This window comes from Microbispora triticiradicis, from assembly GCF_005864065.1.
Lineage (GTDB): Bacteria > Actinomycetota > Actinomycetes > Streptosporangiales > Streptosporangiaceae > Microbispora > Microbispora triticiradicis.
In genome coordinates, this window is the sequence record NZ_VANP01000017.1 from 1 (window position 1) to 24,230 (window position 24,230).

General features: G+C 71.9%; 25 protein-coding genes, 1 pseudogene and 1 riboswitch. Of the genes and pseudogenes, 15 read left to right on the plus strand and 11 right to left on the minus strand.

Annotation, left to right across the window (positions count from 1 at the left end; translation table 11 throughout):
* Positions 1 to 143: 143 nt before the first annotated feature.
* Positions 144 to 923: pseudogene (locus FED44_RS30750) on the minus strand (transposase family protein); the annotation flags it as partial.
* A 405-nt stretch (positions 924 to 1,328) separates the two neighbouring features.
* On the opposite strand from FED44_RS30750, the gene FED44_RS30755 reads away from it, so the two are divergent.
* Entirely contained in the window at positions 1,329 to 1,487 is a 159-nt protein-coding gene (locus FED44_RS30755) for a recombinase family protein (RefSeq protein ID WP_208759268.1), read from the plus strand.
* Between the two features lie 120 nt (positions 1,488 to 1,607).
* Here the strand turns inward: FED44_RS30755 and FED44_RS30760 are convergent, their stop codons facing one another.
* On the minus strand, positions 1,608 to 2,549 hold the full coding sequence (locus tag FED44_RS30760) for an alpha/beta fold hydrolase (RefSeq protein ID WP_111698136.1): 942 nt from the start codon (positions 2,547 to 2,549) through the stop codon (positions 1,608 to 1,610).
* Between the two features lie 56 nt (positions 2,550 to 2,605).
* Here FED44_RS30760 and FED44_RS30765 point away from each other — a divergent pair, with 56 nt between their 5' ends.
* Positions 2,606 to 3,559, plus strand: a complete 954-nt coding sequence (locus FED44_RS30765; RefSeq protein ID WP_244302419.1) for a helix-turn-helix transcriptional regulator — start codon at positions 2,606 to 2,608, stop codon at positions 3,557 to 3,559.
* Between the two features lie 110 nt (positions 3,560 to 3,669).
* Here the strand turns inward: FED44_RS30765 and FED44_RS30770 are convergent, their stop codons facing one another.
* On the minus strand, positions 3,670 to 4,440 hold the full coding sequence (locus FED44_RS30770; protein WP_208759269.1) for a YdeI/OmpD-associated family protein: 771 nt from the start codon (positions 4,438 to 4,440) through the stop codon (positions 3,670 to 3,672).
* A gap of 332 nt (positions 4,441 to 4,772) precedes the next feature.
* Here FED44_RS30770 and FED44_RS30775 point away from each other — a divergent pair, with 332 nt between their 5' ends.
* The gene (locus FED44_RS30775; protein ID WP_138462884.1) at positions 4,773 to 4,994 is read left to right on the plus strand and encodes a hypothetical protein; all 222 of its coding nucleotides are present in this window, start codon (positions 4,773 to 4,775) and stop codon (positions 4,992 to 4,994) included.
* Between the two features lie 150 nt (positions 4,995 to 5,144).
* On the opposite strand, the gene FED44_RS30780 is transcribed toward FED44_RS30775, so the two are convergent.
* Together FED44_RS30780 and FED44_RS30785 are read right to left on the minus strand one after the other, a co-directional pair.
* The gene (locus tag FED44_RS30780) at positions 5,145 to 5,327 is read right to left on the minus strand and encodes a hypothetical protein (RefSeq protein WP_111698140.1); all 183 of its coding nucleotides are present in this window, start codon (positions 5,325 to 5,327) and stop codon (positions 5,145 to 5,147) included.
* 243 nt (positions 5,328 to 5,570) lie between these two features.
* Positions 5,571 to 5,743, minus strand: a riboswitch (M-box (ykoK) riboswitch).
* 33 nt (positions 5,744 to 5,776) lie between these two features.
* A complete protein-coding gene (locus FED44_RS30785; protein ID WP_244302421.1) occupies positions 5,777 to 6,025 on the minus strand; it encodes a cold-shock protein in 249 nt (82 codons plus the stop codon).
* An 81-nt stretch (positions 6,026 to 6,106) separates the two neighbouring features.
* On the opposite strand from FED44_RS30785, the gene FED44_RS30790 reads away from it, so the two are divergent.
* Positions 6,107 to 7,432 carry an MFS transporter gene (locus tag FED44_RS30790; RefSeq protein WP_167521638.1) on the plus strand — a complete coding sequence of 442 codons (1,326 nt, stop codon included), beginning with the start codon at positions 6,107 to 6,109 and terminating at the stop codon, positions 7,430 to 7,432.
* A 3-nt stretch (positions 7,433 to 7,435) separates the two neighbouring features.
* Here FED44_RS30790 and FED44_RS30795 read toward each other — a convergent pair whose 3' ends face one another.
* Positions 7,436 to 8,185 (minus strand): TetR/AcrR family transcriptional regulator, encoded by a 750-nt coding sequence (locus FED44_RS30795; protein WP_208759270.1) that lies wholly within the window; start codon positions 8,183 to 8,185, stop codon positions 7,436 to 7,438.
* A 199-nt stretch (positions 8,186 to 8,384) separates the two neighbouring features.
* Here FED44_RS30795 and FED44_RS30800 point away from each other — a divergent pair, with 199 nt between their 5' ends.
* Positions 8,385 to 9,851, plus strand: a complete 1,467-nt coding sequence (locus FED44_RS30800) for an MFS transporter (RefSeq protein WP_111698144.1) — start codon at positions 8,385 to 8,387, stop codon at positions 9,849 to 9,851.
* Between the two features lie 89 nt (positions 9,852 to 9,940).
* Here the strand turns inward: FED44_RS30800 and cofC are convergent, their stop codons facing one another.
* Positions 9,941 to 10,585: a 2-phospho-L-lactate guanylyltransferase gene (cofC, locus tag FED44_RS30805; RefSeq protein ID WP_138462886.1), complete on the minus strand. Its 645-nt coding sequence runs from the start codon at positions 10,583 to 10,585 to the stop codon at positions 9,941 to 9,943.
* A gap of 78 nt (positions 10,586 to 10,663) precedes the next feature.
* On the opposite strand from cofC, the gene FED44_RS30810 reads away from it, so the two are divergent.
* The 3 genes from FED44_RS30810 to FED44_RS30820 all read left to right on the plus strand — a co-directional run bounded on the left by FED44_RS30810 (position 10,664) and on the right by FED44_RS30820 (position 13,723).
* Positions 10,664 to 11,473, plus strand: a complete 810-nt coding sequence (locus FED44_RS30810; RefSeq protein ID WP_316246856.1) for a lysophospholipid acyltransferase family protein — start codon at positions 10,664 to 10,666, stop codon at positions 11,471 to 11,473.
* Positions 11,474 to 11,526: 53 nt separating this feature from the next.
* Positions 11,527 to 12,534 (plus strand): NAD(P)H-dependent glycerol-3-phosphate dehydrogenase, encoded by a 1,008-nt coding sequence (locus FED44_RS30815; protein ID WP_138462887.1) that lies wholly within the window; start codon positions 11,527 to 11,529, stop codon positions 12,532 to 12,534.
* Between the two features lie 73 nt (positions 12,535 to 12,607).
* Positions 12,608 to 13,723 carry a D-alanine--D-alanine ligase family protein gene (locus FED44_RS30820; RefSeq protein WP_138462888.1) on the plus strand — a complete coding sequence of 372 codons (1,116 nt, stop codon included), beginning with the start codon at positions 12,608 to 12,610 and terminating at the stop codon, positions 13,721 to 13,723.
* A gap of 27 nt (positions 13,724 to 13,750) precedes the next feature.
* Here FED44_RS30820 and FED44_RS30825 read toward each other — a convergent pair whose 3' ends face one another.
* Both FED44_RS30825 and FED44_RS30830 read right to left on the minus strand, forming a co-directional pair.
* Complete coding sequence (locus tag FED44_RS30825; protein WP_138462889.1) at positions 13,751 to 14,203, minus strand: DUF3515 domain-containing protein; 453 nt, start codon at positions 14,201 to 14,203, stop codon at positions 13,751 to 13,753.
* Between the two features lie 22 nt (positions 14,204 to 14,225).
* Positions 14,226 to 14,459, minus strand: coding sequence for an Lrp/AsnC family transcriptional regulator (locus tag FED44_RS30830; RefSeq protein WP_111698157.1), 234 nt, complete (start codon positions 14,457 to 14,459; stop codon positions 14,226 to 14,228).
* 47 nt (positions 14,460 to 14,506) lie between these two features.
* Between FED44_RS30830 and FED44_RS30835 the strand changes: the two genes are divergently transcribed.
* From FED44_RS30835 to thiD, 3 genes are all read left to right on the plus strand, one after another.
* Positions 14,507 to 15,475, plus strand: coding sequence for a thiamine-phosphate kinase (locus FED44_RS30835; protein ID WP_111698159.1), 969 nt, complete (start codon positions 14,507 to 14,509; stop codon positions 15,473 to 15,475).
* 142 nt (positions 15,476 to 15,617) lie between these two features.
* Positions 15,618 to 16,739: a hypothetical protein gene (locus tag FED44_RS30840; RefSeq protein ID WP_138462890.1), complete on the plus strand. Its 1,122-nt coding sequence runs from the start codon at positions 15,618 to 15,620 to the stop codon at positions 16,737 to 16,739.
* 250 nt (positions 16,740 to 16,989) lie between these two features.
* Positions 16,990 to 17,796, plus strand: a complete 807-nt coding sequence (gene thiD / locus FED44_RS30845) for a bifunctional hydroxymethylpyrimidine kinase/phosphomethylpyrimidine kinase (RefSeq protein ID WP_111698163.1) — start codon at positions 16,990 to 16,992, stop codon at positions 17,794 to 17,796.
* A gap of 56 nt (positions 17,797 to 17,852) precedes the next feature.
* On the opposite strand, the gene tsaA is transcribed toward thiD, so the two are convergent.
* Positions 17,853 to 18,257, minus strand: a complete 405-nt coding sequence (gene tsaA, locus FED44_RS30850) for a tRNA (N6-threonylcarbamoyladenosine(37)-N6)-methyltransferase TrmO (RefSeq protein ID WP_111698165.1) — start codon at positions 18,255 to 18,257, stop codon at positions 17,853 to 17,855.
* 220 nt (positions 18,258 to 18,477) lie between these two features.
* Positions 18,478 to 18,663: a 50S ribosomal protein L28 gene (gene rpmB / locus FED44_RS30855; RefSeq protein ID WP_030506042.1), complete on the minus strand. Its 186-nt coding sequence runs from the start codon at positions 18,661 to 18,663 to the stop codon at positions 18,478 to 18,480.
* Positions 18,664 to 18,868: 205 nt separating this feature from the next.
* Between rpmB and FED44_RS30860 the strand changes: the two genes are divergently transcribed.
* From FED44_RS30860 to coaD, 4 genes are all read left to right on the plus strand, one after another.
* A complete protein-coding gene (locus FED44_RS30860) occupies positions 18,869 to 20,515 on the plus strand; it encodes a DAK2 domain-containing protein (RefSeq protein WP_138462891.1) in 1,647 nt (548 codons plus the stop codon).
* Between the two features lie 37 nt (positions 20,516 to 20,552).
* Positions 20,553 to 22,715, plus strand: a complete 2,163-nt coding sequence (gene recG, locus FED44_RS30865; protein ID WP_138462892.1) for an ATP-dependent DNA helicase RecG — start codon at positions 20,553 to 20,555, stop codon at positions 22,713 to 22,715.
* A gap of 400 nt (positions 22,716 to 23,115) precedes the next feature.
* Entirely contained in the window at positions 23,116 to 23,685 is a 570-nt protein-coding gene (rsmD, locus tag FED44_RS30870) for a 16S rRNA (guanine(966)-N(2))-methyltransferase RsmD (RefSeq protein ID WP_138462893.1), read from the plus strand.
* Positions 23,686 to 23,702: 17 nt separating this feature from the next.
* Positions 23,703 to 24,179 carry a pantetheine-phosphate adenylyltransferase gene (gene coaD, locus FED44_RS30875; protein WP_111698171.1) on the plus strand — a complete coding sequence of 159 codons (477 nt, stop codon included), beginning with the start codon at positions 23,703 to 23,705 and terminating at the stop codon, positions 24,177 to 24,179.
* The last annotated feature ends 51 nt before the right edge of the window (positions 24,180 to 24,230 follow it).

Genomic DNA, 24,230 nt, shown 5'->3' on the forward strand with positions numbered 1-24,230 from the left:
GAAGAAGCAGACCCGCCGCGACCAGCAGACGCCATGATGGGCGGCACGCGGGTCGGCCGGGCGGAGTCCCGCAAGGCGCTCAATGACGACTGGCAGGTCAACTCGGATATCGCAATCTCAGCTGGTCCATTGAGCCCTTTCAATCCTGAGTAGGGGTCGGCTTCGACGGCGTGCAGGACGAGGACGGCCTGCACGATCGCGGTGGCCCGGCGAGGACAGCAGCGGAGCTTGGCCAGGACCTTCCACGTCTTCAGAGTCGCGATGGCGCGTTCGCCGAGGGCTCGGATGCGGGCGTGGGCACGGTTGACGTCCTTCTGCCCGCGTGACAGCCGCGGCCGGTGCCAGTGGCGCTTGAACGGGGTGCGGACCGTGCCACCTGCGCCTTGGTAGCCCTTGTCGGCGAAGGTCAGCACGCCGTTGGCCGTCAGTGCGTCGATCAGACCCACGATCCAGGCTGCGCTCAGGTCGTGCACCGCGCCGGGAAGAGCAGGAGAGGCCCAGACCAGGCGGCCTGCGGGATCGGCGAGGACCTGGACGTTCATCCCATGGCGCTTGTGCTTGCCGGAGTAGTACGGCTTCTGGTCGGCGACGCGGTCGATCGGGATGAGCGTGCCGTCGAGGATGGTGTGGGCCAGCCGGAAAGCCCGGGTCGCGGCGGCGTGGACATCGTCGGCCAGGGCGGCGAGCAGGTCGACCGACTCGCGCACGTACCGCCAGGCGGTAGTGGTGCCGATGGAGAAGCCGGCGGCCAGGCGGGTGTAAGCGTCGCCGTTGCGCAGGTGGGCCAGCACCAGTAACGCCTGTTGCCCGGGGTTCAGGCGCCGCCACCGGCTGCGGTGTTCGGCGCGGTGGGAGCAGATGAGCTCGGCCAGACGGGCAAGGGTGCGGTTCGACAGGGGAATCGCGGCAGGGTAAGACAGCAACGAGGCTCCCGGTTGGGGCGTTGCGCGGATCACCACCGGTGAGCCAGTCGGCGTTACATGCCTCAGTGATTCGGTTGAATCCAGCCATCCAGTCGTACCCGAGTTTCATCGGCCGGCCACCCTCCGGGGTGAAAATCACGACGCCGCTGATGCTGGGGCCCGGATTTCCGTCTCCGACGTACCGAAGGGTGCCGAAGGCGATCTTGGGTCTCTCGGTCGCGATGCCCGGCCAGAGCTGATGGATCGTGGTGGCCTTGGTGCCGTAATAGGCGATGCGGACCAGCGTCGGTCCGAGAGTGAAAACGAAGGCGAGGTCACTGGAAGCACATGCGGTCTTGCCGAGCCCTTTGGCGCTCATGGCGTATTTGCCGCCGTTATCCCGTCTGGGACAGCAGCGTGTTCACCGTGACAAAGTTCGACCGGTTCGCCCGCAACATGGCTGAGGCCAACGACATCCTGACGAGCCTGTCTGGCCGGGGCGTCCTGTTCGGCGTCGGCATGACCATCCACGACTGGAGCGACCCGTGCGGCCAACTGTTCCTTCAGACCCTTGCGGAGACCTGAGCACCAGCGCCCTGACCTGTGGATCAGTCACAGCTGGCGGCTGGTGGTAGCTGCCTTGCCGGTAGTAAGCCCAGAATCCTCAGTGGCCAGGCGTTTATCGCAGGCTGGGATCACGAGACGTTAGGCGTCATCCCGCTTGTCCAGCCAGTTGAGAATGGCCTGGTTTGTTTCTTCGGGTTTTTCCTGCTGGATCCAGTGGCCGCAGTCCAGGCAGACCACTTCCACGTTGGGCACGAACTCTGCCAGGTTTTCCGACCTCGCGACCGGGTCCCGGTCGCCGTAGATCACGAGGGCGGGCTGGTGGATGATCGAGTCCACGTCCGCCAGGAGGCGCCAGTTGCGGTCGAGGTTCCTGTACCAGTTGATGCCGCCGGTGAATCCGGATGTTTCGAAGGCGGAGACGAGGACGGCCAGTTCGCTGTCGCTCATGATGGGTTCGCCGAGGGGTGTTTGCGCTCTGGCGAGGTTGATCAGTGCCATGCCCGGCTGAGGCTCCGGCGGCGGCTGGTTCTTCCGGTACAGGTTGCGGAGGAACTGGGCGGTGTTGTCTTCGAATACGGCGTCGGCGACGCCCGGCTGCCGGTTGAAGTGGACGAAGTAGAAGTCGCCGCCGAGCATGTCTTCCATGAACTCGATCCACGGCTTTTCCCCGCGCTCCTGGTAGGGCAAGCTCAGGTTGATCACCTTGTTCACACGTGTGGGGTGCAGCAGGGTCAGGCCCCAGACGACGAACGCGCCCCAGTCGTGGCCGATGAAGGTGGCGTCTTGGTATCCGTAGTGGTCCAGGAGCGCGACGAGGTCACCCGACAGGTGTTCGATGTCGTAGTCCGTCACCTCGGCCGGGCGGGAGGAGTTGCCGTAGCCGCGCTGGTTCGGGGCGATGACGTGGTAGCCGGCCGCGGCGAGGGCGGGCATCTGGTGGCGCCAGGTGAAGGCGTGGTCCGGCCAGCCGTGGCAGAGCACGATGGGCCTTCCCGCGTTCTCTCGGCCCGCTTCGAAGACTTCGAGTTCCACACCGTTGACCGGAATGAGGGTGGGCTTGGGGAAATCGGTTGAGGTCATGGCGCCATCCTGACGCCGAAACCGGTCACCTCATGACCGGTTTGTGTGGGAGTTTTATGGGCGTGCGAACCGACCGGCTGGTGGCCGTCCTCCTCATGCTGCAACGGCGTGAGCAGGTGACAGCGGCAGAGGTCGCCCGGGAGCTGGAGGTCTCCGAGCGCACCGCCCGCCGCGACCTCGACGCCCTGGCCATGGCCGGGGTGCCCGTGTACTCCACGCAAGGACGGGGCGGCGGCTGGCGCCTGGTGGGCGGCGCCCGTACCGACCTGTCCGGGTTGACCGCAGGTGAGGCCCGCGCCCTGTTCCTGGTCGCCGGCCCGGCCTCGGCCGCGACTCCGGCCGTGAAAGCAGCCCTGCGCAAACTCGTCCACGCCCTGCCAGAACCCTTCCGCGCCCAAGCCGAAGCAGCAGCATCATCCTTGGTCATGGACCCGCGACGATGGGGGTCGAGCCGGGTCGAGCACCGACCACCTCGCTTCCTCGACGACCTCCAGGACGCGGTGATCCGCGGCGTCCAGGTGCGGCTCGGCTATGTCGATAGCAAAGGCGCCGAAACCGAGAGGACCGTCCATCCGCTGGGCATCGTCGCCAAAGGCCCGGCGTGGTATCTCGTCTCCCACACCGAGACCGGCCGACGGACCTTCCGCATCGACCGCGTGACATCCGCCGACCCGACCGGCGATCCCGTGCACCGGCCCGAGGACTTCGACCTCGCCGAGAGCTGGCGCGAGATCGCCGACGAGATCGACCGCAGACGAACACCTCTGGAGGTCCAGGCCGTCTGCGCGCCCCACGCCGTAGGCATTCTCCGGATCGGGTTCGGCGACCGACTCGAAGTCGGAGGCACCACGACCGACGGACGCATCGACGTCGTGATCCGCGGCCATGACGACTACACCCTCGCCGGCGAAGTCGCCGGGCTGGTCGAATGGCTCGAAGTGACCGGCCCTCCGGGTGTGCGAGACCACCTGGCCTCGATCGGCAACGCGCTCGTCGAGCGATACAGCTGACGCCGGCACGGGCGCTCAGCCCACGTGCTGAGAATGCTCGACGAGCATGATTCGATCGCGGGAAGGTACTGCCGATCGCCTTTCCGTCATCTTCCTGCGATGCCCACGGTTCAGCGAAGCGCAGGTACGCCGACGCGACCTGCAGCTGTCGCACTTCTCGGACCGTGCACCAGCGGAGATCTTCGCGCTTCTTGAAGCGGACCAGACGGAGTTTCGAGAGCACAGTCTTGGTGAACAACGTGGATTCGTCTGTTCTGGCAGACATCCGGTAACGACGTCGGCGGGTGCGTCGGCCTGGCTCGCTGAGGGTGGATCGTCTCGTGCCGGGCCAGCATCGCCACGTACTCGGCGATCTTCCGGGTGCGCGTCTCGGCCCGCTTGACGGCATTGACCCGGCTGATGAGAGCGAAGCGGTTGGTCTTGGTGAGCACCTCGAACATCGCCTGCGCCGCTGGGTCGGCGGCGATCGCGGCTCGCAGGTCGGCCGGGACCTCCGCTTCCGACGGCGGTGCATAGGCGGCCGTCCACCGCCCGTCGGCCTTCGCGGCTTCCACCGCGGCACGGCCAGCGGGCAGCATCAGGCCGGCCGCCTCCAACCGGGCCACGTTGGCGACGTTGCGCTGCGACCAGACGCTGCGGGACCGGCGCGGGGTGAACCGTCTCCAGGAACTCTCCTCGTCGCGCTTGCGGGCCTGCCCGTCGATCCAGCCGAAGCACAGTGCCTCATCGACCGCCTGCTGCCAGGTCAGCGTGGTGACGGAGCCGCCCTTCCTGGTCAGGGCGAGCCACACGCCAGGAGAGGCAGTGTGGTTGCCCAGCAGCCACGCGCGCAGCGCCGCGCTGTCAGCCACGATCAACTCGTCCAGTTCGGTTCCGGTCACCACCGCAGGCTAGTACCGCGACCCGGTGTTGCGACTGGTCCGGGGCTGGCTCGTTGGGCTGGCGACGTCGGCACCGGCGGCTCCGCCACCCTCTACCGGGCCGACCCCGCCGGCCGTGCGGAGGACCCGTCGGCGGTCGCGATGGATTCCCAGATCGACGCGACGCTGGCGCTGGCCTCGGCGATCGAGACCCCTTCACTCAGATCTCGTCATCATCCTCGGTGCCGTCGGGTCCCGCAGGTCGCGATTCATCTCTGAAAGGCCTGCACGCCGTCCACAGGACGGCCTCGACGGACAGCCGCTCTGCTTCTACGCTTCGCCGCATGGAGCCCATGGAGATTCGGATCGTTATGCCGTTCGACCAGGCCTTTCACGATCCCAGAAGCGTGGCGGCCACGGAGCGGTGTTGCAGCCAGCACGGCAAGGACTACTGCGATCAGCCGCCCGTCGCGAGCGTCTACTACCCGCCCAACGGCAGGGTCTCGGCCTGTGCGAGAGCCCTGCACGGGATCGTCGACGACGCGTTGAGCAAGTTCACCCAAGGACGGCAGTAGGCGACAGCAAGGACCTGGCCTCCCGACGGGCGGACATGATGGGCCTGTGGATCCCAGGCGAATGGAGTCGTACTTCGACGGGCGAGCCGCCGGTTATGGGTGTCGCACACTCCCTATCGGCACGCCTCGCGCAGGTCTGCCGTACGGCGGTCAGGGTCCCAGCAGATGCCGCAGGATCGCGAGCCCGATCTCCAGCCCCACGACGAGGCCGACTCCCGCGTCGGCGGTGCCCACCAGCGCGAGCGCCAGCGGCATCAGGACGGGGAACAGGGCGCGAGCCGCCCTGACCAGGGTCGGCGGCAGCGCGAACGGGACAGAAATCGTGATGGTCATGACGGACCTCCTGTCACGCGCCGGGAATCCGGGCACGGATGGGCACCCGTCACACGCCGGGCGGCGGGGCCGGACGCGCCTGCGCGGTCTCGGCCCGCGCGACGAGCCGGATCACCTCCGGCGGAGCCCGCCGGGCGCGGGAAGGGTGACGGGACGGAACGGATGTGGACTGCCGGAACTCATCCCGACCACCTCCTCACGGTCATGGGGCGACGACCGCGCCCCTCGCCGTACCGCGTCGCGCACGCACCCCTCACGTAAGAGCTTCGGCACTGCGCGGCGTGATCCCCGCGAGCGGGGAAGCCACTTGGGGTCACCCCTTAAGCCGGGGAGACCTGTCCTGACCCGGGACGTCTCTCGACGAGGAGGGTCAGTGGCCTGTGTCCGCGCAGACGCCTCACCGAACGAGGTGCCTGCCCTTTCAGTACACCCCTGGCCAGGGCGTCCGGTCAAACCCGCCCGGTGTCAACCATGAGGTCCCCTTCTCCGGGCAGGGGGAAGGTCGACAGCGTGAGGTAGGAGACCCGGCCGTCCGCCATGAGGAGGGCGACCCGCTGGCCGGGACGCAGGTGTCGCAGCGGCCCGGCGTCGAACGCCTCGCGGTCGAAGGGGACGCGGGCGCCGTCGTCGAGGAGGACCACGCCCGACCGGCTCTCCGGATCGAAGCTCCGCACCGTCGCCTGCACCGTCACCCGCACGTCGTCAGCCTATCGCCGCGTCCCGGACCGCCGTGAAACTCCGTTGACGTCCTGATCGTGCGGGTGCCAGCATCGTCCGGCGTGACCACGACGGCGAGCCGGAGCCTGTGGCGTGCCCGGGACTTCCGGCGCTACGCCGGCGCCGACGCGATCAGCAAGGTCGGCAGCCAGGTCTCCCTGGTCGCCCTGCCGCTCACGGCGGCGATCACCCTGCACGCGAGCCCGTTCCAGGTGGGCCTGCTCACCGCCGCGGAGATGCTGGCCTTCCTGCTCGTCGGGCTGCCCGCCGGAGCCTGGGTCGACCGGATGCCGCGCCGTCCGGTGCTGGTCGCGGCCGACGTGGTCCGCGCGGCGGCGCTGCTGTCGATTCCCGCCGCCGCGGTGGCCGGCGCGCTCGGACTTCCGCAGATGTACGCGGTGGCCCTGCTGACCGGGTTGTGCACGGTCTTCTTCGACGTGGCGCACCAGAGCTACCTGCCCGCGATCGTGGGCCCGCGGGGCCTCGCCCGCGGGCACGGCGTGCTGGCCGCGAACGTCTCGGTCGCCGAACTGTCGGGCCCCGCGATCGGCGGCTGGCTGGTCCAGGCGCTCACCGCGCCCATGGCGGTCGTCGCCGACGCCCTCAGCTACGCCGTCTCCGCGCTGCTGCTCGTCCGCGTACGGACGGACGAGGGGCGAGGGCGGGCCGGGAGCCCGGGCGAGGGGCGGGGCACAGAGCAGGGCGAAAGGCAGGGCACAGGGCAGGGCGAAAGGCAGGGCGAGGGGCGGGCGGAGGAGCAGGGCGAGGCGGCGCGCGGCGGGTTGCGGTCCGAGATCGCCGAAGGGCTCCGGTTCGTCCTCGGGCAGCCCGTCCTGCGCCGCGTCGCCATGGTCGGGGCGCTGACGATGACGTCGTTCGGCCTGTGGTCGGCCACCGTGCCGCTGTACCTCGTCCGTGAGGTCGGCGTGTCCCCAGGCGCGTACGGCACGCTGCTGTCGGCGGGCGCGGCCGGCGGGGTGTTCGGCGCCTGGCTCGGCCCGAGAGCCGTCGCCCGGATGGGCACGGGCCGGGCCATGTACGCGTCGGCGCTGGCGGCCACGCTGTTCATCCCTCCGCTCGCCTTCACCGGGGGAGGCGCGCGCCTGCTGATCTTCCCGGCGGCCCTCGCGGCCAGTGGGGTCGCGACGACCGTCTTCTCCGTGGCGCAGGGGACCTACCGTCAGTCGATCTGCCCTCCGCACCTGCTCGGCCGCCTGAGCGCCACCATGCGGTTCCTCATGTGGGGCCCGACGCCGCTCGGCGGCCTGCTGGCGGGCACTCTCGGGCAGCTCGCCGGGGTGCGCGTGGCGTTCTGGACGGCCTGCGGCGCGTACGCGCTCGCCCATCTGCCGATCCTGCTGGCGCCGGGCATCCGCCGGGTGGGCTGAGGCTCAGCCCGGTTCCGGCTGGTCGTCCCCGGGGTCCGGCTCGCCGATGTAGGAGGCGATGCCGCGCAGGATGATCTCGACGCCGAGCTCGAACCGGTAGTCGTTCGACTCGTCCACCATGACGTCGGCCAGCTCCACCAGGTTCGGGAACCGGTCCGGCGGCAGCGAGGAGAAGTAGCTCTGGATCTCCTCGCGCATCTTCTCGGGAGCCGCACCGCCGTTCTCCGGATAGCGGTCCCGCCAGAGGCTCTCCTCCAGCACGAACCCGTCCATGTACGTCGACAGCAGGTCGCCCGCGATGGCGACGACCTTCCGCGGCAGCCCGGCGGCGGTGAACATCGCCAGCATCCGTTCGACGTGGGGGAGCAGCTCCGGGGTGAAGGGGACGTGGGCCATCGAGATCTTCGCCATGTCCCGGTGGCTGAGCAGGCGCTGCCTTCCCTGACGGGCGAAGTTCCTGAGCTGCTCCCGCCACTGCTCGGGATCGGGCTCGGGCAGCTCGTAGCCGTCGAAGAGCCGGTTGTACATCAGCTGCAGCAACTCGTCCTTGTCGCGCACGTGGACGTACAGCGCCGAGACGGCGACGTGCAGCTCGGCGGCCACCTGGCGCATGCTCAGCCCGTCGTAGCCCTCCCGGTCGAGGACCGCGTACGCGGCGTCCACGATGCGCTCCCGGCTCAGGGGCGCCCTGGGCGGCCTGCGTCGCTTCGGCGGGCGTTCCCACGGCGGCGTCGGCATGTCCGGCTGCGTCAACGAGAACCTCCCACTCTCACGCCCATGGTAGTGAACACCGCTTCCGCTCAGCGAACACCGCTCTCCACACGAGATATATCTTGTGTGCTCGGCGAACGAGATATATCTTGAGAACAGCGGACTTTGAACTGAACGCCGTTCAATGATAGAACAGCGCTCAGTTGTTGGTGAACACTGTTCAGAAACTCAAGGAGGGGTGATGGCGAACACCGTCAGCACCGCGGCGTCCGAGGCGCCGGTGGATGAGGCGCCCGCGTACCGGTGGCGCTGGGCCGCTCTCTTCGTGATCCTCGCGGCCGAGATCATGGATCTGCTCGACGCGATGGTCACCAACATCGCGGCGCCGAGCATGCGCGCCGACCTGGGCGGATCGGAGTCCGTCATCCAGTGGCTGGGCGCCGCCTACACGCTGGCCATGGCCGTGGGCCTGATCACCGGCGGCCGGCTGGGCGACATCTTCGGGCGCAAGCGGATGTTCCTGATCGGGGCCGCCGGCTTCACCGCGGGCTCCCTGCTGTGCGCCGTCGCGCAGTCGCCCGAGATGCTCATCGGCGCCCGGGTGGTGCAGGGCCTGTTCGGCGCGGTCATGCTGCCCCAGGGGCTCGGCATGATCAAGGAGATGTTCCCGCCGGCCGAGATGGGCAAGGCGTTCGGCATGTTCGGGCCGATGATGGGCCTGTCCGCCGTGGGCGGCCCGATCCTGGCCGGCTGGCTCGTGGAGGCCGACTACTGGGGCACCGGCTGGCGCATGATCTTCCTGGTCAACCTGCCGCTCGGCCTCGCCGCGCTGTCCGCCGGTCTGCGCTTCCTGCCCGAGTCGCGGTCGCCGCACCCGCTGCGGCTCGACCTGGGCGGCGTCGTCCTCGCCTCCCTGGGCGGCTTCCTGGTGATCTACCCCCTCGTGCAGGGGCGTGAGCACGACTGGCCGGCTTGGGCTTTCGTCATGCTCGCCGCCTCGGTTGTGGTCTTCGCCGCCTTCGGATGGTTCCAGTCCCGCAGGAGCCGTGCGGGCGGCGACCCGCTGATCGTGCCCAGCCTGTTCCGCAAGCGCGCGTTCACCGGCGGCCTGTTCACCGGGCTGGTGTTCTTCTCCGGCATGGCCGGGTTCATGCTGGCGTTCAACCTCTACTGCCAGATCGGGCTGCACTACTCCGCGCTGAAGGCCGGCCTGGTGATGGTCCCGTGGTCCGCCGGCATGATCGTCGGCTTCGGGGTCGCCCAGCCGCTGCAGAAGCTCGGGCGCCGGCTGCTGCACCTCGGCACGCTGGTCATGACGCTGGGGGTCCTCGGCGTCCTGCTCACGCTGACCGTCACCGGGACGCAGGTGACCGCCTGGCAGCTCGTCCCCGCCCTGCTGGTGAGCGGGGTCGGCATGGGCATGCTGATGTCGCCGTTCTTCGACATCGTCCTGGCCGGGGTGGAGGAGCACGAGACCGGCTCGGCCTCCGGCACGATGACCGCGGTCCAGCAGCTGGGCAACGCCTTCGGCGTGGCCCTGCTCGGCACGATCTTCTTCGACCTGCTCGGCGACCTGCCCACCGCCGCGAGTTTCGACCAGGCCATGAAGGTCACCCTCTGGGTCGTCGCCGGGATGCTCGTCGTGACGTTCGCGGTGGCGTTCCTCCTGCCCAGGCACGCCCGCGAGAACGCGGAGGCGACCCACTAGCGGGCACGACGGAGTCGCGGGCGGTCATGCCGGAGCGGGGGCTCGGCGTGACCGCCTTTCCCTGCCACCACGGTCCGGCCGCCGGCGCGTCAGCGCGATGCGCCGCCGAGGATCCGGGCGGCGACCTCGGCGGTCGCGGGGCCGACTCCGAGGGCGAGGGCCTCGCGCAGGTCCTCGACCGTGTCGACGTCCCGGCGCACCGACGCGATCCCGGGCGGGGCCAGCTCCTTGGCCCCCCGCGAGAGGTGCCGGGCCCGCGACTCGCCGCCGAACCCCGGCCGGAAGGGCACGCCGGGCCGTACGCCGTAGAACGTGGTGCCGACCTCGGCGGCGTCGGGGACGAACGCCTGGTCGAACTCCGGCGCGGCCCCGAGCACCGTCTCCAGCTCCGCGGGCCGCAGCGCGGGCAGGTCGGCCTGCAGGGCGCCGACCGCGTCGCCCGGCGCGAGCCGCACGGCCTCCTCCGCGCCGGTCCGCAGGGCCGTGTTCAGTCCCCGGTCGGGATCGGCCACCACGTGGGCGCCCAGGGCGGCCAGCCGCCGCGCGGGCAGCGGGTCGGCCGTCACGACCACCACCCGCGCCACGAGGCGGCAGCGCAGCGCCGCCGCCACGGTGTCGAGGGCCACCGCCACCGCCAGGTCGGCCCGGTACGGCCCCGCCGCGGCGGCGAGCCGGGTCTTGGCCCGGATCAGGGTCTTCACCGGAACCACAATTGACCATCGCACCAGGGGCATGGTTGTAGCATCCCGCCTCGACATCGCGCATGGCCAACCGGGAGACTTGTCCCGGATTCTGGTGATTTTGGAGACCTTGTGAGCCACCCCAGCGACCCCGCACCCGACCCGAGCACTCCCGCACCCCGCGCCGCCGACCCCGGTTCCGGTCGTCCCCAAGGGGTGGTGAGCCGGCGGGCCGGGCGGCCGCCCCGCCGGTGGGAGGCGCTCGCGGTCGTCGTCGTCAAGCCGATCTCCCGGCTGTTCGTACGGCGGAAGTGGCGCGGCGGGGAGAACATCCCGCGCACGGGAGGGCTGATCATCGCGGCCAACCACCTGTCGTGGTCCGACCCCGTGCTGCTCGCCCACTATCTCTACAACAACGGGCGGTGGCCGACGATCCTGGCCAAGGCCGGCCTCTTCCGGCTGCCCGTCCTCGGCCGCGCCGTCAGGCAGCTCCAGGCCATCCCGGTCGAGCGCAACAGCACCGAGGCCACGCGGTCGCTCAAGATCGCCGAAGAGCGGCTGCGCAACGGCGCCTGCATCATGTTCTATCCCGAGGGCACGATCAGCCGCGATCCCGAGATGTGGCCGATGGCGGGCAAGACCGGCGTCGCCCGGCTGGCCCTCACGAGCGGCGTGCCGGTCATCCCGATCGCCCACTGGGGCGCCCAGGAGCTGCTGCCGTACGGCGAGAAGAAGCCTCGCCTCCTGCCTCGCACGACCTTCCACGTGCTCGCCGGGCCGCCGGTCGACCTGTCCCGGTACGCCGGGCAGCCCCTGCGCGGCTCGGTCCTGCGCGACGCGACCGCGGACATCATGGCGGCCATCACCGCCCTGCTCGCCGAGATTCGGGATGAGAAGGCGCCAGAGGTCCCCTATGACCCGAAGAACGACTCCAACGGCTGACCGGAGCGTACGGTGAGGGGTGAGCGCGCGAGGCAAGAGGAGTGGTGCGTCCAGTGACCAGGGCGGCTGTGTTTGGTACGGGCTCGTGGGGCACCACGTTCGCGATGATCCTCGCCGAGGCGGGCACCACTCCGACCCTCTGGGGCAGGCGGGCGCAGATCGTCGACGCGATCAACGAGACCCGGGAGAATCCGGAGTACCTGCCGGGGACGCGGCTGCCCGACACCCTGCGCGCGACGACCGACCCCGCCGAGGCAATGGACGGCGCGGACTTCGTGGTCCTCGCCATCCCGTCCCAGACGCTGCGCGGCAACCTCCAGGTGTGGAAGCACCACATCCCGCCCGGGGCCGTGCTGGTCAGCCTGATGAAGGGCGTCGAACTCGGCACCTGCAAGCGGATGAGCGAGGTCGTCTGCGAGGTGGCGGAGGTGCCGGAGAGCCGGGTGGCCGTGGTCTCCGGGCCCAACCTGGTCCCCGAACTGGCCCGGCGGCAGCCCGCCGCGGCCGTCGTCGCCTGCACCGACGAGGAGGTGGCGGCCCGGCTGCAGGAGGCGTGCCACCTGCCGTGGTTCCGGACGTACACGAACCCGGACGTGGTCGGCGTCGAACTCGGCGGCGCGGTCAAGAACGTCATCGCGCTGGCCGTCGGTGTCGCGGCCGGCATGGGCCTGGGCGACAACGTGCGCGCCACGCTCATGACCCGGGGGCTCGCCGAGATCGCCCGGCTGGGCGCGGCGCTCGGCGCCGACCAGCACACCTTCGCGGGTCTCGCCGGCATGGGCGACCTCGTCGCGACCTGCACCTCGCCGCTGTCGCGCAACCGGACCTTCGGCGAGAACCTGGGCCGCGGGATGACGATGGCCGAGGTCGTCGCGGCCACGAAGCAGACCGCCGAGGGCGTCAAGTCGTGTGAGTCGGTGCTCGAACTGGCCAGGAAGCACGACGTGGAGATGCCGATCACCGAGGTGGTCGTGGGGGTCGTCCACGACGGCATGACCCCCGGAGAGGCCGCCGTGCTGCTCATGTCCCGCACGCCGAAACCGGAGCGCTACGGCGTCTGACCAGCCGTCCGGCTCTCCGCCGCGCGCGGCTGACAAGCCGTTATGCCCCTCGAACACGGTAGATTCGGGCATCATGAATGAGGATCGCGAGTCCCCGTCACGCGTGCGCGTGGCAGTCGTCTTCGGCGGGCGCAACTCCGAGCACGCCGTCTCGCTGATGGGCGCGGGCAGCGTGCTGCAGGCCATCGACCGGACGAAGTACGAGGTCGTCCCCATCGGCATCGCCCAGGACGGGCGCTGGGTGCTGGCCTCCGGCAGTCAGACGTACGCGATCGAGTCGGGCCGCCTCCCCGTCGTGGACGACTCGGGCACGGCGCTCGCGCTGCCCGCGGATTCGGGCGCGCTCGTGGCCCTGGAGCCCGGCGAGATCCCGCTCCCGCTCGGGCAGGTGGACGTCGTCTTCCCGGTCATGCACGGCCCGTTCGGCGAGGACGGGACCATCCAGGGCCTGCTGGAGATGGCCGGGGTCCGTTACGTCGGCTCGGGCGTGCTGGCCAGCGCGGTCGGGATGGACAAGGCGTACATGAAGCTCGTCCTGCGCGCCGCCGGCCTGCCGGTCGGCCCGTTCGTGGTCGTACGGGACCGCGACTGGCGCCTCGACCGCGGCCGGGTGCTGAAGGAGATCGAGGAACTGGGCTGGCCGGTGTTCGTCAAGCCGTCCAGGGCCGGGTCGTCGCAGGGCATCTCGAAGGCGCACGATCCCGAGTCGCTGGAGCAGGCGATCGAGCGGGCCCGCGAGCACGACCCGAAGGTGCTGGTCGAGGCCGCCGTCGTCGGCCGGGAGATCGAGTGCGCGGTGCTGGAGTCGCCGGACGGCGCAGCTCCCGAGGCCAGCGTCCCCGGCGAGGTGCTGGTGCGGGGCGAGCGCGAGTTCTTCGACTTCGAGGCCAAGTATCACCCCGGCCAGATGGAGCTGCGGGCCCCGGCCGACATCCCCGCCGAGGTGGCCGAGACGATCCGGGCCATGGCGGTGCGCGCGTACGAGGCGCTCGGCTGCGAGGGACTGTCGAGGGTCGACTTCTTCTACACGCCGTCCGGGGAGCTGATCGTCAACGAGATCAACACCATGCCGGGCTTCACCTCGCTGTCGGTCGCGCCGCAGCTGTGGGCCGCCACCGGGCTGCCGTACGCCGACCTGGTGGACCGCCTGATCCAGCTCGCCCTGCGCCGCCCCGCCGGGCTGCGCTGACCATGCCGTCCCGACGGCTCGCGCCGGCTAGTCGGGGACGTTCCGCTTGACCGGCCCGGCGAGATCGACGAGCACCGCGGCCGGTTGGTGGTTCTTGGCGATGGTGACCTCGACGTACGCCACCCGGTTGACCGAGGTGAACAGCGTCGGCAGCCGGGGATCCTGGAACCAGCCGACGCCGTTGACGTCGACGACCTCGGCCGTCGGCTCCATCGCGGCCGGCCGGGGCACACCGCAGCGCAGGGCGATCTGGCCGTCGCCCCAGACGGCGACGTACGGCGAGGGCGGCTCGGAGCCGGCCCGGCCGAGCCCGTCGAGCGTCTCCGGCAGGGCCGCGCCGAGCCTGCGGCAGGCTGCCGCGGCCTCGCCGGCGGGCGTGGGCGGCTCCACGTGGACGGTGGACGAGCAGGCCGCGATCAGGACCAGCGTCACCCCCGCCGCGGCCGTGCCCGCCGCTGCGGGCCGCCTCGCCACGCGCATCGTCCCCCCGGTCGGTTCGCGGTCAGATGTGGACGATCGGACACGTCAGTGTACGAGTGATGCCCTGCACCGCCTGGATCTGGGCCACCACGAGCTTGCCGAGTTCGTCCACGTTGTTGGCCCGGGCGCGGACGATCACGTCGTAGGGGCCGGTGACATCCTCGGCCTGCGTCACCCCAGGGATGGACGAGATCTCCTCGGCCACGTTGGCCGCCCTGCCCACCTCGGTCTGGATAAGGATGTAGGCCTGCACCATGACGCCCTCCGGGTAGAGATCAGTGCCGGAGCGTAACCGTACCTCGGATGCACAAGGGGTGTGCTATCACAGTCGGAGAACTGGGCGAATTCGGAGTAATTCAGCGAATATCGGGACGGCTTACCCAGGGCGCGGCCGTACTGCTGGGCCCCGGTGACGACGCCGCGATCCTGCGCGCGCCCGACGGCCGGGTGGTGGTGAGCACGGACCTTCTGGTCGAGGGACGGCACTTCCGCCGCGACTGGTCGGGCGGCTACGACATCGGCCGCAAGGCGGCGGCGCAGAACCTCGCCGACATCGCCGCCATGGGGGCCGATCCCACCGCGCTGGTGGTCGGGCTCGGCCTGCCCCCGGACGCCGCCGCCGACTGGCTGGACGCGCTGACCGACGGCTTCCGCGACGAGTGCGACCTCGTCGGCGCGACCGTGGCGGGGGGCGACGTCACGCGTTCGGAGATCGTCGTGCTCGGGGTGACCGCGCTGGGGGACCTCGGCGGACGGCCGCCGGTCACCCGGTCGGGCGCGCGGCCCGGGGACGTGGTCGCGGTGGCGGGACGCCTCGGTCACGCGGCGGCGGGTCTCGCCCTGCTCACCGCGGGGGCGGGCGCCGGGTCGCCGGAGTTGCGGGAGCTTCCGGAGGCGCACCGGCGCCCCCGGCCGCCGTACGCCTGCGGGCCCCGGGCCGCGCTGCTCGGCGCGACGGCCATGCTCGACGTGAGCGACGGCCTGCTGCAGGACCTCGGGCACGTCGCGGAGGCCTCGGGAGTGGCCGTCGCCCTGGACGCCGCCGCCCTGCCCGTGGCGGAGGTCCTGGCCGCGGCGGCCGGCGAACTGGGGGCCGACCCGCTGGAGTGGGTGCTGACCGGCGGCGACGACCACGCGCTCGCCGCGACCTTCCCTCCCGCCGTACGGCTGCCGCCGGAGTGGACGGTCATCGGCGAGGTCGAGCAGGGTCAGGGCGTCCGCGTGGACGGGCAGGTCAGGACGGTGGGGGGATGGGACCACTTCCGTGAATGATGTGAAATTTGTGACATACGTGTATTAGATCTGTTATTAAGTATGGCGGTCGGCGACAGAGAGGACCGCCATGGGCCGTCACGCGGCAGGACGAAACACCGGAGAAGGTCACCTCCCCCCGGCCGGGGAGGGGACGCCGGACGTGGGTGACCCCGGCGACCCGGAACCGGGACCGGGCACCAGGACCTTCGCCGCGCTGTCTCCCGAGAGCCTCGCCTCCCACGACGACGCCCCTCGCGGCTTCCTCGGCTCCGGCTGGAACGACCGGCCGGAGCCGCCGAAGCGCCTGCGGCGGATGGCGCTGGTGTCCGGCCTGTCGGTGCTGCTGGCCGTCGGCGTGACGACGGGCGGGGCGCGGCTGATGGCCGGGCGGAGCACGCTGACCGTCGACCCGCCCCGGCAGGCCTGCGTGTCCACCGTGGACTGTGCCGCGAACAGCGCCCCCTCTCTCGGCGCGGGGGCTCCGCAGGAGACCGGCTCCGCCCCGCAGACAGGCGACGCGGCGGGAGGCGCGGCGGGAAGCACAGTGGGAGACGGAGCCGCGGACGGCCGGACCGGCGAGGACCCGGCACAGGGCGACACCGGTCCCGGCGCGTCCCCCCGTCCCGGCTCCCAGCCCGATTCCGGCCCCGTCCCGGGCGCCGATCCGGGTCGTGGCCGGGAGAAGGCGCGGACCTCGTCCTCCACCTCCCCGAAGCCGCGTGCCACGTCACCCGCCCGGAACCGGAGCGGCGCGCGGACCGGCGCCGGATCCACGCCCGCCGACGTCGGCGCTCCCGCGACGGCCGACGCCCCCGGAGCGGGCGGCACGACGGGTGGCACGGACCCGGGCGGCCCCGTCGCCCTGGACACCTCGGAGCCGGACGAGGCGGGCTCGGCGAACTCGGGCGGGGAAGCCCCGCACACCGACGCGGCCGCCCCCGCCGCCGCGCGGGGCGACGGCGCCGTCCGCGTGACCTACTCGGCGGCGGGCAGGCGCGGCGCGGCCTATACCGCCAGGCTCGCCGTACGCAACGAGGGCCCGGCGCTGTCCTCCTGGACGCTCCGGCTGCCGGTCGGCGGGCGGGTGACGGCGGTGCAGGGCGCCTCCGGCTGGGAGCAGCAGGGGGACACCCTGGTCGTCACCGGCGAGTCGCTCGCCGAGGGCGGCGAGATCGGGGTCGCCTTCGACGCGGAGGGCACCTCCCGCACTCCGGCCGAATGCTCACTCGCCGAAGGGAGCTGCGCCGTCACCAGCGGCTCGTCCCGCCACCGTCACCGCTGACGCTCGTGCCCAGGTCCCGTGCCCCGGCGGCGGTCACCGAGGAGTGACGCGCCGCCGCGAGCGCTCGTCCCGCCGCCACCACCGCTGACCCCGCCGCAGAGCGACCCGTGGGCATGGTCGCGGCGTGCGGTGTGCGTCGTGGGCGGCTCGCCGCGCGTCACGGCGTGCGGTGAGGTCAGCGCCGGAGCCCGGGGCCGGGCCCGGGTGACCCGCGAAGGGGCGCGGCTCGCGTCAAGGGGGACCTGGTTGGATGGGGGCCATGACCACCCCACCACGTGTTCTGACGATCGCGGGCTCCGACTCCGGCGGCGGCGCCGGCATCCAGGCCGACCTGAAGACCATGCTGGCCCTCGGCGTGCACGGCATGAGCGTGATCGCCGCGGTGACGGCGCAGAACTCGCTGGGCGTGCAGGGCTACTGGGAGCTGCCCCCGGAGGCGGTGCGGGCGCAGCTCGACTCGGTCCTCGGCGACATCGGAGCGCAGGCGATCAAGACGGGCATGCTGGCCTCGCCGGCGCTGGTGGAGACCGTCGCCGAGGTCCTCGCGGGCGTCGCCGTTCCCGTCGTGGTGGACCCCGTCGGCGTGTCCAAGCACGGCGACAGCCTGCTCCGGCCGGAGGCCGTGGAGACGGTCAGGAGGACGCTGCTGCCCACGGCGACCGTGGTCACCCCCAACCTGTGGGAGGTCGAGCAGCTCACGAACGTCAAGGTCGAAGACGAGGCCGACCTGCCCCGCGCCGCCGAGGCGGTGCTGGCGCTCGGCCCGAAGTGGGCGCTCGTCAAGGGAGGGCACCTGCCCGGCGAGCCCGTCGACCTGCTGACCGACGGATCGGCCGAGCACCGCTTCACCGCCGAGCGGCTCGACAACCGGCACACCCACGGCACCGGCTGCACGCTCGCCTCCGCCATCGCGTCCTACCTCGCCCTCGGCGAGGACGTCCCCGGCGCCGTACGGCGGGCCAAGGAGTACGTCACGGGCGCGATCGCGCACGGGTTCCCGCTGGGCGCGGGCATCGGCCCGGTCGACCACGGCTGGCGAACGCGCGCGGACGTCTGAGCGGGATCACGCCGGCCGCGCCCGTACCGTGGCGCGGCCGGCGGAGGTCCGTCGCGTCACCGGTCCGGCGTGAGGAGAGGCTTGACGTCGAGGATCGGGGTCCCGTCGAGAGCTTCGAGGTTGCCGACCTGGACGCGCGTTCCGGCGATCGCGAGAATGCGGACCTCGTGCAGGCCGATCGGGTTGGGCCGGTCGGGACTGCGGGTGGTGAAGACGCCGGCGCGCGGACGCGTGGCGTCGCCGCGCGGGTGGACGGTGAGCGTGTCGCGGTCGGCACGGTCGAGCCAGGTGAGCAGGAGCACGTCGGTGCCCGGCGACAGGCCCTCCAGGGCGGGCGCGTACCGCTCGTCGAAGACCAGCCAGGCGCCGGGGGCGCCTTCGTCGGCTTGCAGGGGTGCCGCCGCTCGGTCGGTGAGGGGCGACTCCACTCGCCCGATCACGCGCAGCGTGTATTCGCTCAACAGCCCGAACCCTTCCTGGCTCGCCGATGTCCGGAACGGCGTCGGCGTCACGGATCGAACCCGCATGATCCGGCGTGCGCGGGCCCGGCCGACTCGAACGATCATGGGCCGGAATCCGGCTCCGCGGGAGTCGTGCGCGGTCGGCACGTGCCCGTCACCGGTCCGGGGAGTGCGAGAGCCCGCCACCGAACCGGTGGCGGGCTCTCGCGGAGTCACACGGTCAGCGGGTGACCTTGCCCGCCTTGATGCAGGAGGTGCAGACGTTCATCCGCTTCGGCGTCCCGTTGACCACCGCGCGCACGGTCTGGATGTTGGGGTTCCAGCGGCGGCGGGTGCGGCGGTGCGAGTGGGAGATGTTGTTGCCGAAAATCGGCTTCTTGGCGCAGACGTCGCAGACGGAAGCCACGGTAATCGCTCCTTTGAATCAGTCGATCGGCCCGGCGCCGGTGCAGCGGCTCATCCGAGCAATGCCGGGACAACCGGCTGGCCACACGAGGATATCCGATGTGCGCCGGTCCACGCCAAACGGGAGCCCGGCGAACGGGGATAGTCTCGTACCCGCCAACGGTAGCGCATCGCGGGGCCGGGGCGCGCGGAAGGAAGGACGGCGGATGCTCAAGGAGCTCGATCCCCCCGCCGTACGGCGCTGGTCCCGGCACTGCGCCACGTCGCTCGGCCGGGCCAGGGCGGAGATCGACGCGCTCAACGTCTTTCCCGTGCCGGACGGGGACACCGGGACGAACCTGCACCTCACGCTCCTTTCCGCGGCCGACGCGCTGGACGCGTTGCCCCCGGACGCGGACGTCGGCGCCACCTGGGCGGCGCTGGCACGCGGAGCGCTGCTCGGCGCGCGGGGCAACTCCGGCGTGATCGTCAGCCAGGCGCTCAAGGGGCTGGCCGACACGCTCGGCCCGGCCCGGGGCGACGGCGCCGGCCTGCGCGCCGGCCTCGTGAGAGCGGCCGAGTCGGCCAGGGCGGCGGTGGCCAGGCCGGTGGAGGGCACCCTGCTCACCGTGCTGTCCGCCGCCGCGCGGGCCGTACGGGACGCGCCGGACGACCTGGCCGGGGTGGCCCGCCTGGCGGCCGACGAGGCACGGCGGGCGCTGCGCCGCACGACCGGGCAGCTCGACGTGCTGTCCCGCAACGGGGTGGTCGACGCGGGCGCGGCCGGGCTGGTGATCGTCCTGGAGAGCCTGGCCGAGGTGGTGACCGAGGCGTACAGCGAGCGGCACGAGGTGCCTGCCCCGGCCGGTCGGGTCGCGCCGGAGGCGCGCGTCGGGGTCGTGCCCGAGGCGGGCGTTGAAGTCGTGCCGGAGGCGCGCGGAGGGATCGTGCCGGAGGAGGCGGGGCGGCGGCACGGGGACGGCCCCGGTTACGAGGTCATGTACCTCCTGGACGCGGGCGCGGACGAGGTGGGCCGGCTGAGAGCGGAGCTGGACGCGCTCGGGGACAGCCTCGTGATCGTCGGCGGGGAGGACCTGTGGAACGTCCACGTCCACGTGGACGACGCGGGCGCGGCCGTCGAGGCCGGGCTGCGGGCCGGGCGCCCGCACCGGATCAAGGTCACCTGGCTCGGGGGACGGCCGCACGAGCCGGGCCCGGCCAGGGGAGTGGTCGCGGTCGCCGCCGGAGACGGCCTGGCGGGCCTGTTCGCGGAGGCGGGAGCGGTGGTCGTACGGCGCGAGCCGGGGTCGGTGCCGCCGGTCGCCGCGCTGGTGGGGGCGATCCGCGGGGCCGGCGCCGAGGTCGCGGTGCTGCCCAACGACGCCGCCGTGTACGACGTGGCCGTGGCCGCCGCCGAGATCGCCAGGGAGGAGGGCACGACCGTCAGCGTCTTGCCCACCCGGGCTTCCGTGCAGGGCCTCGCCGCGCTGGCCGTGCACGATCCCCTCCGCCGGTTCGACGACGACGTCGTGGGGATGACCGACGCGGCCGGGCACACCCGCCACGGGCACGTGTGGGTGGCCGACCGGGCGGCGGTGACCAGTGCCGGCCTGTGCCGTCCCGGCGAGGTCCTCGGCGTGGTGGACGGCGAGGTCGCGCTGATCGGCGCGGACCTGGCGGAGACCGCCGTCGAGGTCGCCCGGCGCCTGGTGTCGGGCGGCACCGAGATGGTCACGCTGGTCGTCGGCGTGGGCGCCCCGCCCGAGGTCCCGCGGGCCGTCGAGGACCACCTGGAGCGGACGCGGCCCGACCTGGAGATCGTCGTGTACGAGGGCGGGCAGGGCGGGTATCCCCTCCTGATCGGCGCCGAGTGAGCCCGATTGTCGGCGCGTACGGGTAGTAATGAGTGTCGTGACGAGCTTCGACGAGCCGCTCAAGAAGGCGGTCGGCAGGTCCGCCGCCCCGCTGGAGAGCGCGCTGGGCATCAGCACGGTCGGCGAACTGCTGCGCCACTATCCGCGGCGCTACGCCCAGCGGGGTGAGCTGACGTCGATCGCGTCGCTGGAGCACGACGAGCACGTGACCGTGGTCGCCAAGGTGTCGTCCGCGGTCCGCCGGCCGATGAAGAACCGGCAGGGCACCTGGCTCGACATGGTGGTGACGGACGGCAGGGAGCGGCTGCACCTGGCCTTCTTCGGCAAGGGTGCCTACGTCGCCGAGCAGCGGCTCCCGCCGGGCACCGAGGCGATGTTCTCGGGGAAGGTCAACGTCTTCGTCGCCGGGAAGTCCCGGCGCGTCTCGCTCACCCATCCCGAGTACGAGTCGTTCGACGAGACGGCGGAGACGGCCGAGGAGTTCGCCTCCGCGCTGGTGCCGATCTATCCCTCGGCCCAGGGGTTGCCGAGCTGGAAGATCCGCCGGGCTGTGCAGACCGTGCTCGACGTGCTCAGCCTGGACGACCCCGTCCCCGGCGAGCTGCGGGAGCGGCTGGGCCTGCTGCCGATCGAGGACGCGCTGCGCCTGGTCCACCGGCCGCGCGGCCAGGGGGACGTCGCGCGGGCCCACGACCGGTTGAAGTTCGACGAGGCGTTCGTGCTGCAGGCCGTCCTGGTGTGGCGGCGGATCGAGGCCTCCGCGTGGGCCGCCACACCACGCGCCCCGCGCGACGGCGGGCTGCTCGGGGAGTTCGACAAGCGGCTGCCGTTCGAGCTCACCGAGGGGCAGCGGCGGGTCGGCGAGGAGATCGCGGCCGACCTCGCCCGCGCACACCCCATGCACCGGCTCCTGCAGGGCGAGGTCGGCGCGGGCAAGACCGTGGTCGCGCTGCGCGCGATGCTCCAGGTGGTCGACTCCGGCGGCCAGGCCGTGCTGCTCGCCCCCACCGAGGTGCTCGCCCAGCAGCACCACCGGTCGATCGTGGCCATGCTGGGCGATCTCGCGGGCGGCGGCATGCTCGGCGGCACGGCGGTCGCGCTGCTCACCGGGTCCATGGGCGCGGCGGCGCGCAGGAGCGCGCTGCTCGACGCGGCCTCAGGCACGGCCGGCATCGTGATCGGCACCCATGCCGTGCTCCAGGAGCACGTCCAGTTCTTCGACCTCGGGCTGGTCGTGGTCGACGAGCAGCACAGGTTCGGCGTCGAGCAACGCGACGCGCTGCGCGAGAAGGGCGGCGGCGGGCGGCCCCACGTGCTGGTCATGACGGCGACGCCGATCCCGCGCACCGTCGCGATGACCGTGTTCGGCGACCTGGAGGTCTCCACGCTGTCCCAGCTTCCCTCCGGCCGCGCCCCGATCACCACGCACGTGGTGCCCGCCGCCGAGAAGCCGCACTACCTCGACCGGGCGTGGCAGCGGGTCCGCGAGGAGACCGGCCTCGGCCGTCAGGCGTACGTGGTGTGCCCGCGGATCGGCGACCAGGAGGGCGACGAGGGCGACCTGGCGAAGGCCGACGACGAGCGCCGGCCGCCCCTGGCGGTGCTCGACGTCGCGCGGACGCTCGCGGAGGGGCCTCTTGCCGGTCTGCGGATCGAGGCGCTGCACGGCAAGCTGGCGCCCGAGGACAAGGACGCGGTGATGCGCGCCTTCGCCCGGGGGGAGATCGACGTCCTGGTGGCGACCACGGTCATCGAGGTCGGCGTCGACGTCCCCAACTCGTCGGTCATGGTCATCATGGACGCCGACCGCTTCGGCGTCTCCCAGCTGCACCAGCTGCGCGGCCGGGTCGGGCGGGGCGGCCTGCCCGGGCTGTGCCTGCTGGTGAGCGAGGCGCCGGAGGGCACCGCGGCGCGGCGCAGGCTCGACGCGGTGGCGACGACCCTCGACGGCTTCGAGCTGTCCCGGGTCGACCTGGAGCAGCGCCGGGAGGGCGACGTGCTCGGCGCCGCCCAGTCCGGGCGCAGGTCGTCGCTCAAGCTGCTGCAGTTGCTGCGGGACGAGGACGTCATCGAGGCCGCCCGCGCCGAGGCGACCTCGCTGCTGTCCGCCGACCCCGGGCTGTCGGGCCACCCGGCGCTGCGCGCCGAGATCGACGCCCTGGTCTCCGACGAACGCGCCGAGTTCCTGGAGAAGGCCTGACCGGCCCGATCGGGAGTCCGGCGGCGTGGGGCGACGGGAGCCGGGGAAAGCCCGGGGAAGCCGGGGGAATTGGAACGGGCGCCGTGCGAACACGACGCCCGTGTGACGACCCAGAGCCCGGCTCAGGGGACGGCCTCCCCCCGAATGCCGTCCCCGGCCGGGCCCGCCTCCGGGTCAGGTGCCGGAGGCGCCGACGTGCGGAAGGGCTCACGATCACGCCGGCCAGCCTCCCGCTGGGTCACCGTGAAGGCCGCAGAACTCATGATGCGCATGGGACAGGGCCAGGGATACGGCTCTTACCCTTTCCTCGCCGCCGCTTGCCCACTCTTGACCGGGCTGATCTACGCCCGGCCCGTCACCGGCGTGCCGCGGCGGCCGTCGCGGGCGGGACAATGAGGACGTGACGCGGGTGATCGCAGGGACGGCGGGGGGCCGCAGGCTGGCCGTCCCGCCGGGGAGATCGACCAGGCCGACGAGCGACCGCACCCGGGAGGGGGTGTTCGCGACGGTCGGCTCCACGCTCGGGCCGCTGGACGGGACCCGGGCGCTCGACCTGTACGCCGGGTCGGGCGCCGTGGGCCTGGAGGCGCTGAGCCGGGGGGCCGCCCACGCGCTGCTGGTCGAGTCGGACGCCAGGGCCGCGCGGACGATCAGGGAGAACATCGCGTCGCTCGGGCTGCCGGGGGCGTTCCTGCGGGCCGAGAAGGTCGAGCGGGTGGTCGGCCGCCCGTGCGAGGAGCCGTACGACTTCGTCTTCGCCGACCCGCCCTACGCGGTCTCGGACGAGGCCGTCTCGCGGGTGCTCGCGGCGCTGCGCGACAACGGCTGGCTGGCGGAGGGCGCGCTGGTGGCCGTCGAGCGGGAGTCCAGGGGTAAGGACCTGGTGTGGCCGGAGGGATTCACCGAGGACAGGGTCCGCCGGTACGGCGAAGCGGCCGTTTGGTACGGTCGCGCCGCCGGGAACCCGTGAATCTATGGGGGTGCGCGTTGCGTCGCGTCGTCTGCCCGGGGTCGTTCGATCCCGTCACCAACGGACATCTGGACATCATCGGCCGGACGTCACGGCTGTACGACGAGGTCGTCGTGGCCGTGTTGATCAACATCGAGAAGCGCAGCCTGTTCACCGTCGACGAGCGCATCGAGATGCTCCAGGCGGTGACGAAGGAGTACGGCAACATCCGGGTTGAGAAGTTCCACGGTCTGCTGGTGGACTTCTGCAGGCAGCAGGGCATCCCGGCCATCGTGAAGGGCCTGCGGGCGGTCAGCGACTTCGACTACGAGCTGCAGATGGCCCAGCTCAACTATCGGATGTCGGGGGTGGAGACGCTGTTCATGTCCACCAACCCGGAGTACTCGTTCCTGTCGTCGAGCAGGCTCAAGGAGATCGCCCGGTACGGCGGCGACGTGTCGGGCCTGGTCCCGGACCTCGTCCACCAGCTGCTCATCGAGCGGCTCAGAGGCTGAACGGGGCTGGTATTCTTGCCTTTCAGCCTTGCACGACGGCGGTGATTCGCC

Bases quoted from the DNA above. Each gene is read 5' to 3' on its own strand.
- FED44_RS30760 (WP_111698136.1), bottom strand. From the start codon at position 2,549: ATGACCTCAACCGATTTCCCCAAGCCCACCCTCATTCCGGTCAACGGT.
- FED44_RS30765 (WP_244302419.1), top strand. From the start codon at position 2,606: ATGGGCGTGCGAACCGACCGGCTGGTGGCCGTCCTCCTCATGCTGCAA.
- FED44_RS30775 (WP_138462884.1), top strand. From the start codon at position 4,773: ATGGAGATTCGGATCGTTATGCCGTTCGACCAGGCCTTTCACGATCCC.
- FED44_RS30780 (WP_111698140.1), bottom strand. From the start codon at position 5,327: ATGACCATCACGATTTCTGTCCCGTTCGCGCTGCCGCCGACCCTGGTC.
- FED44_RS30800 (WP_111698144.1), top strand. From the start codon at position 8,385: ATGGCGAACACCGTCAGCACCGCGGCGTCCGAGGCGCCGGTGGATGAG.
- cofC (WP_138462886.1), bottom strand. From the start codon at position 10,585: ATGCCCCTGGTGCGATGGTCAATTGTGGTTCCGGTGAAGACCCTGATC.
- FED44_RS30820 (WP_138462888.1), top strand. From the start codon at position 12,608: ATGAATGAGGATCGCGAGTCCCCGTCACGCGTGCGCGTGGCAGTCGTC.
- FED44_RS30825 (WP_138462889.1), bottom strand. From the start codon at position 14,203: ATGCGCGTGGCGAGGCGGCCCGCAGCGGCGGGCACGGCCGCGGCGGGG.
- FED44_RS30830 (WP_111698157.1), bottom strand. From the start codon at position 14,459: ATGGTGCAGGCCTACATCCTTATCCAGACCGAGGTGGGCAGGGCGGCC.
- FED44_RS30835 (WP_111698159.1), top strand. From the start codon at position 14,507: ATGCACAAGGGGTGTGCTATCACAGTCGGAGAACTGGGCGAATTCGGA.
- thiD (WP_111698163.1), top strand. From the start codon at position 16,990: ATGGGGGCCATGACCACCCCACCACGTGTTCTGACGATCGCGGGCTCC.
- FED44_RS30860 (WP_138462891.1), top strand. From the start codon at position 18,869: ATGCTCAAGGAGCTCGATCCCCCCGCCGTACGGCGCTGGTCCCGGCAC.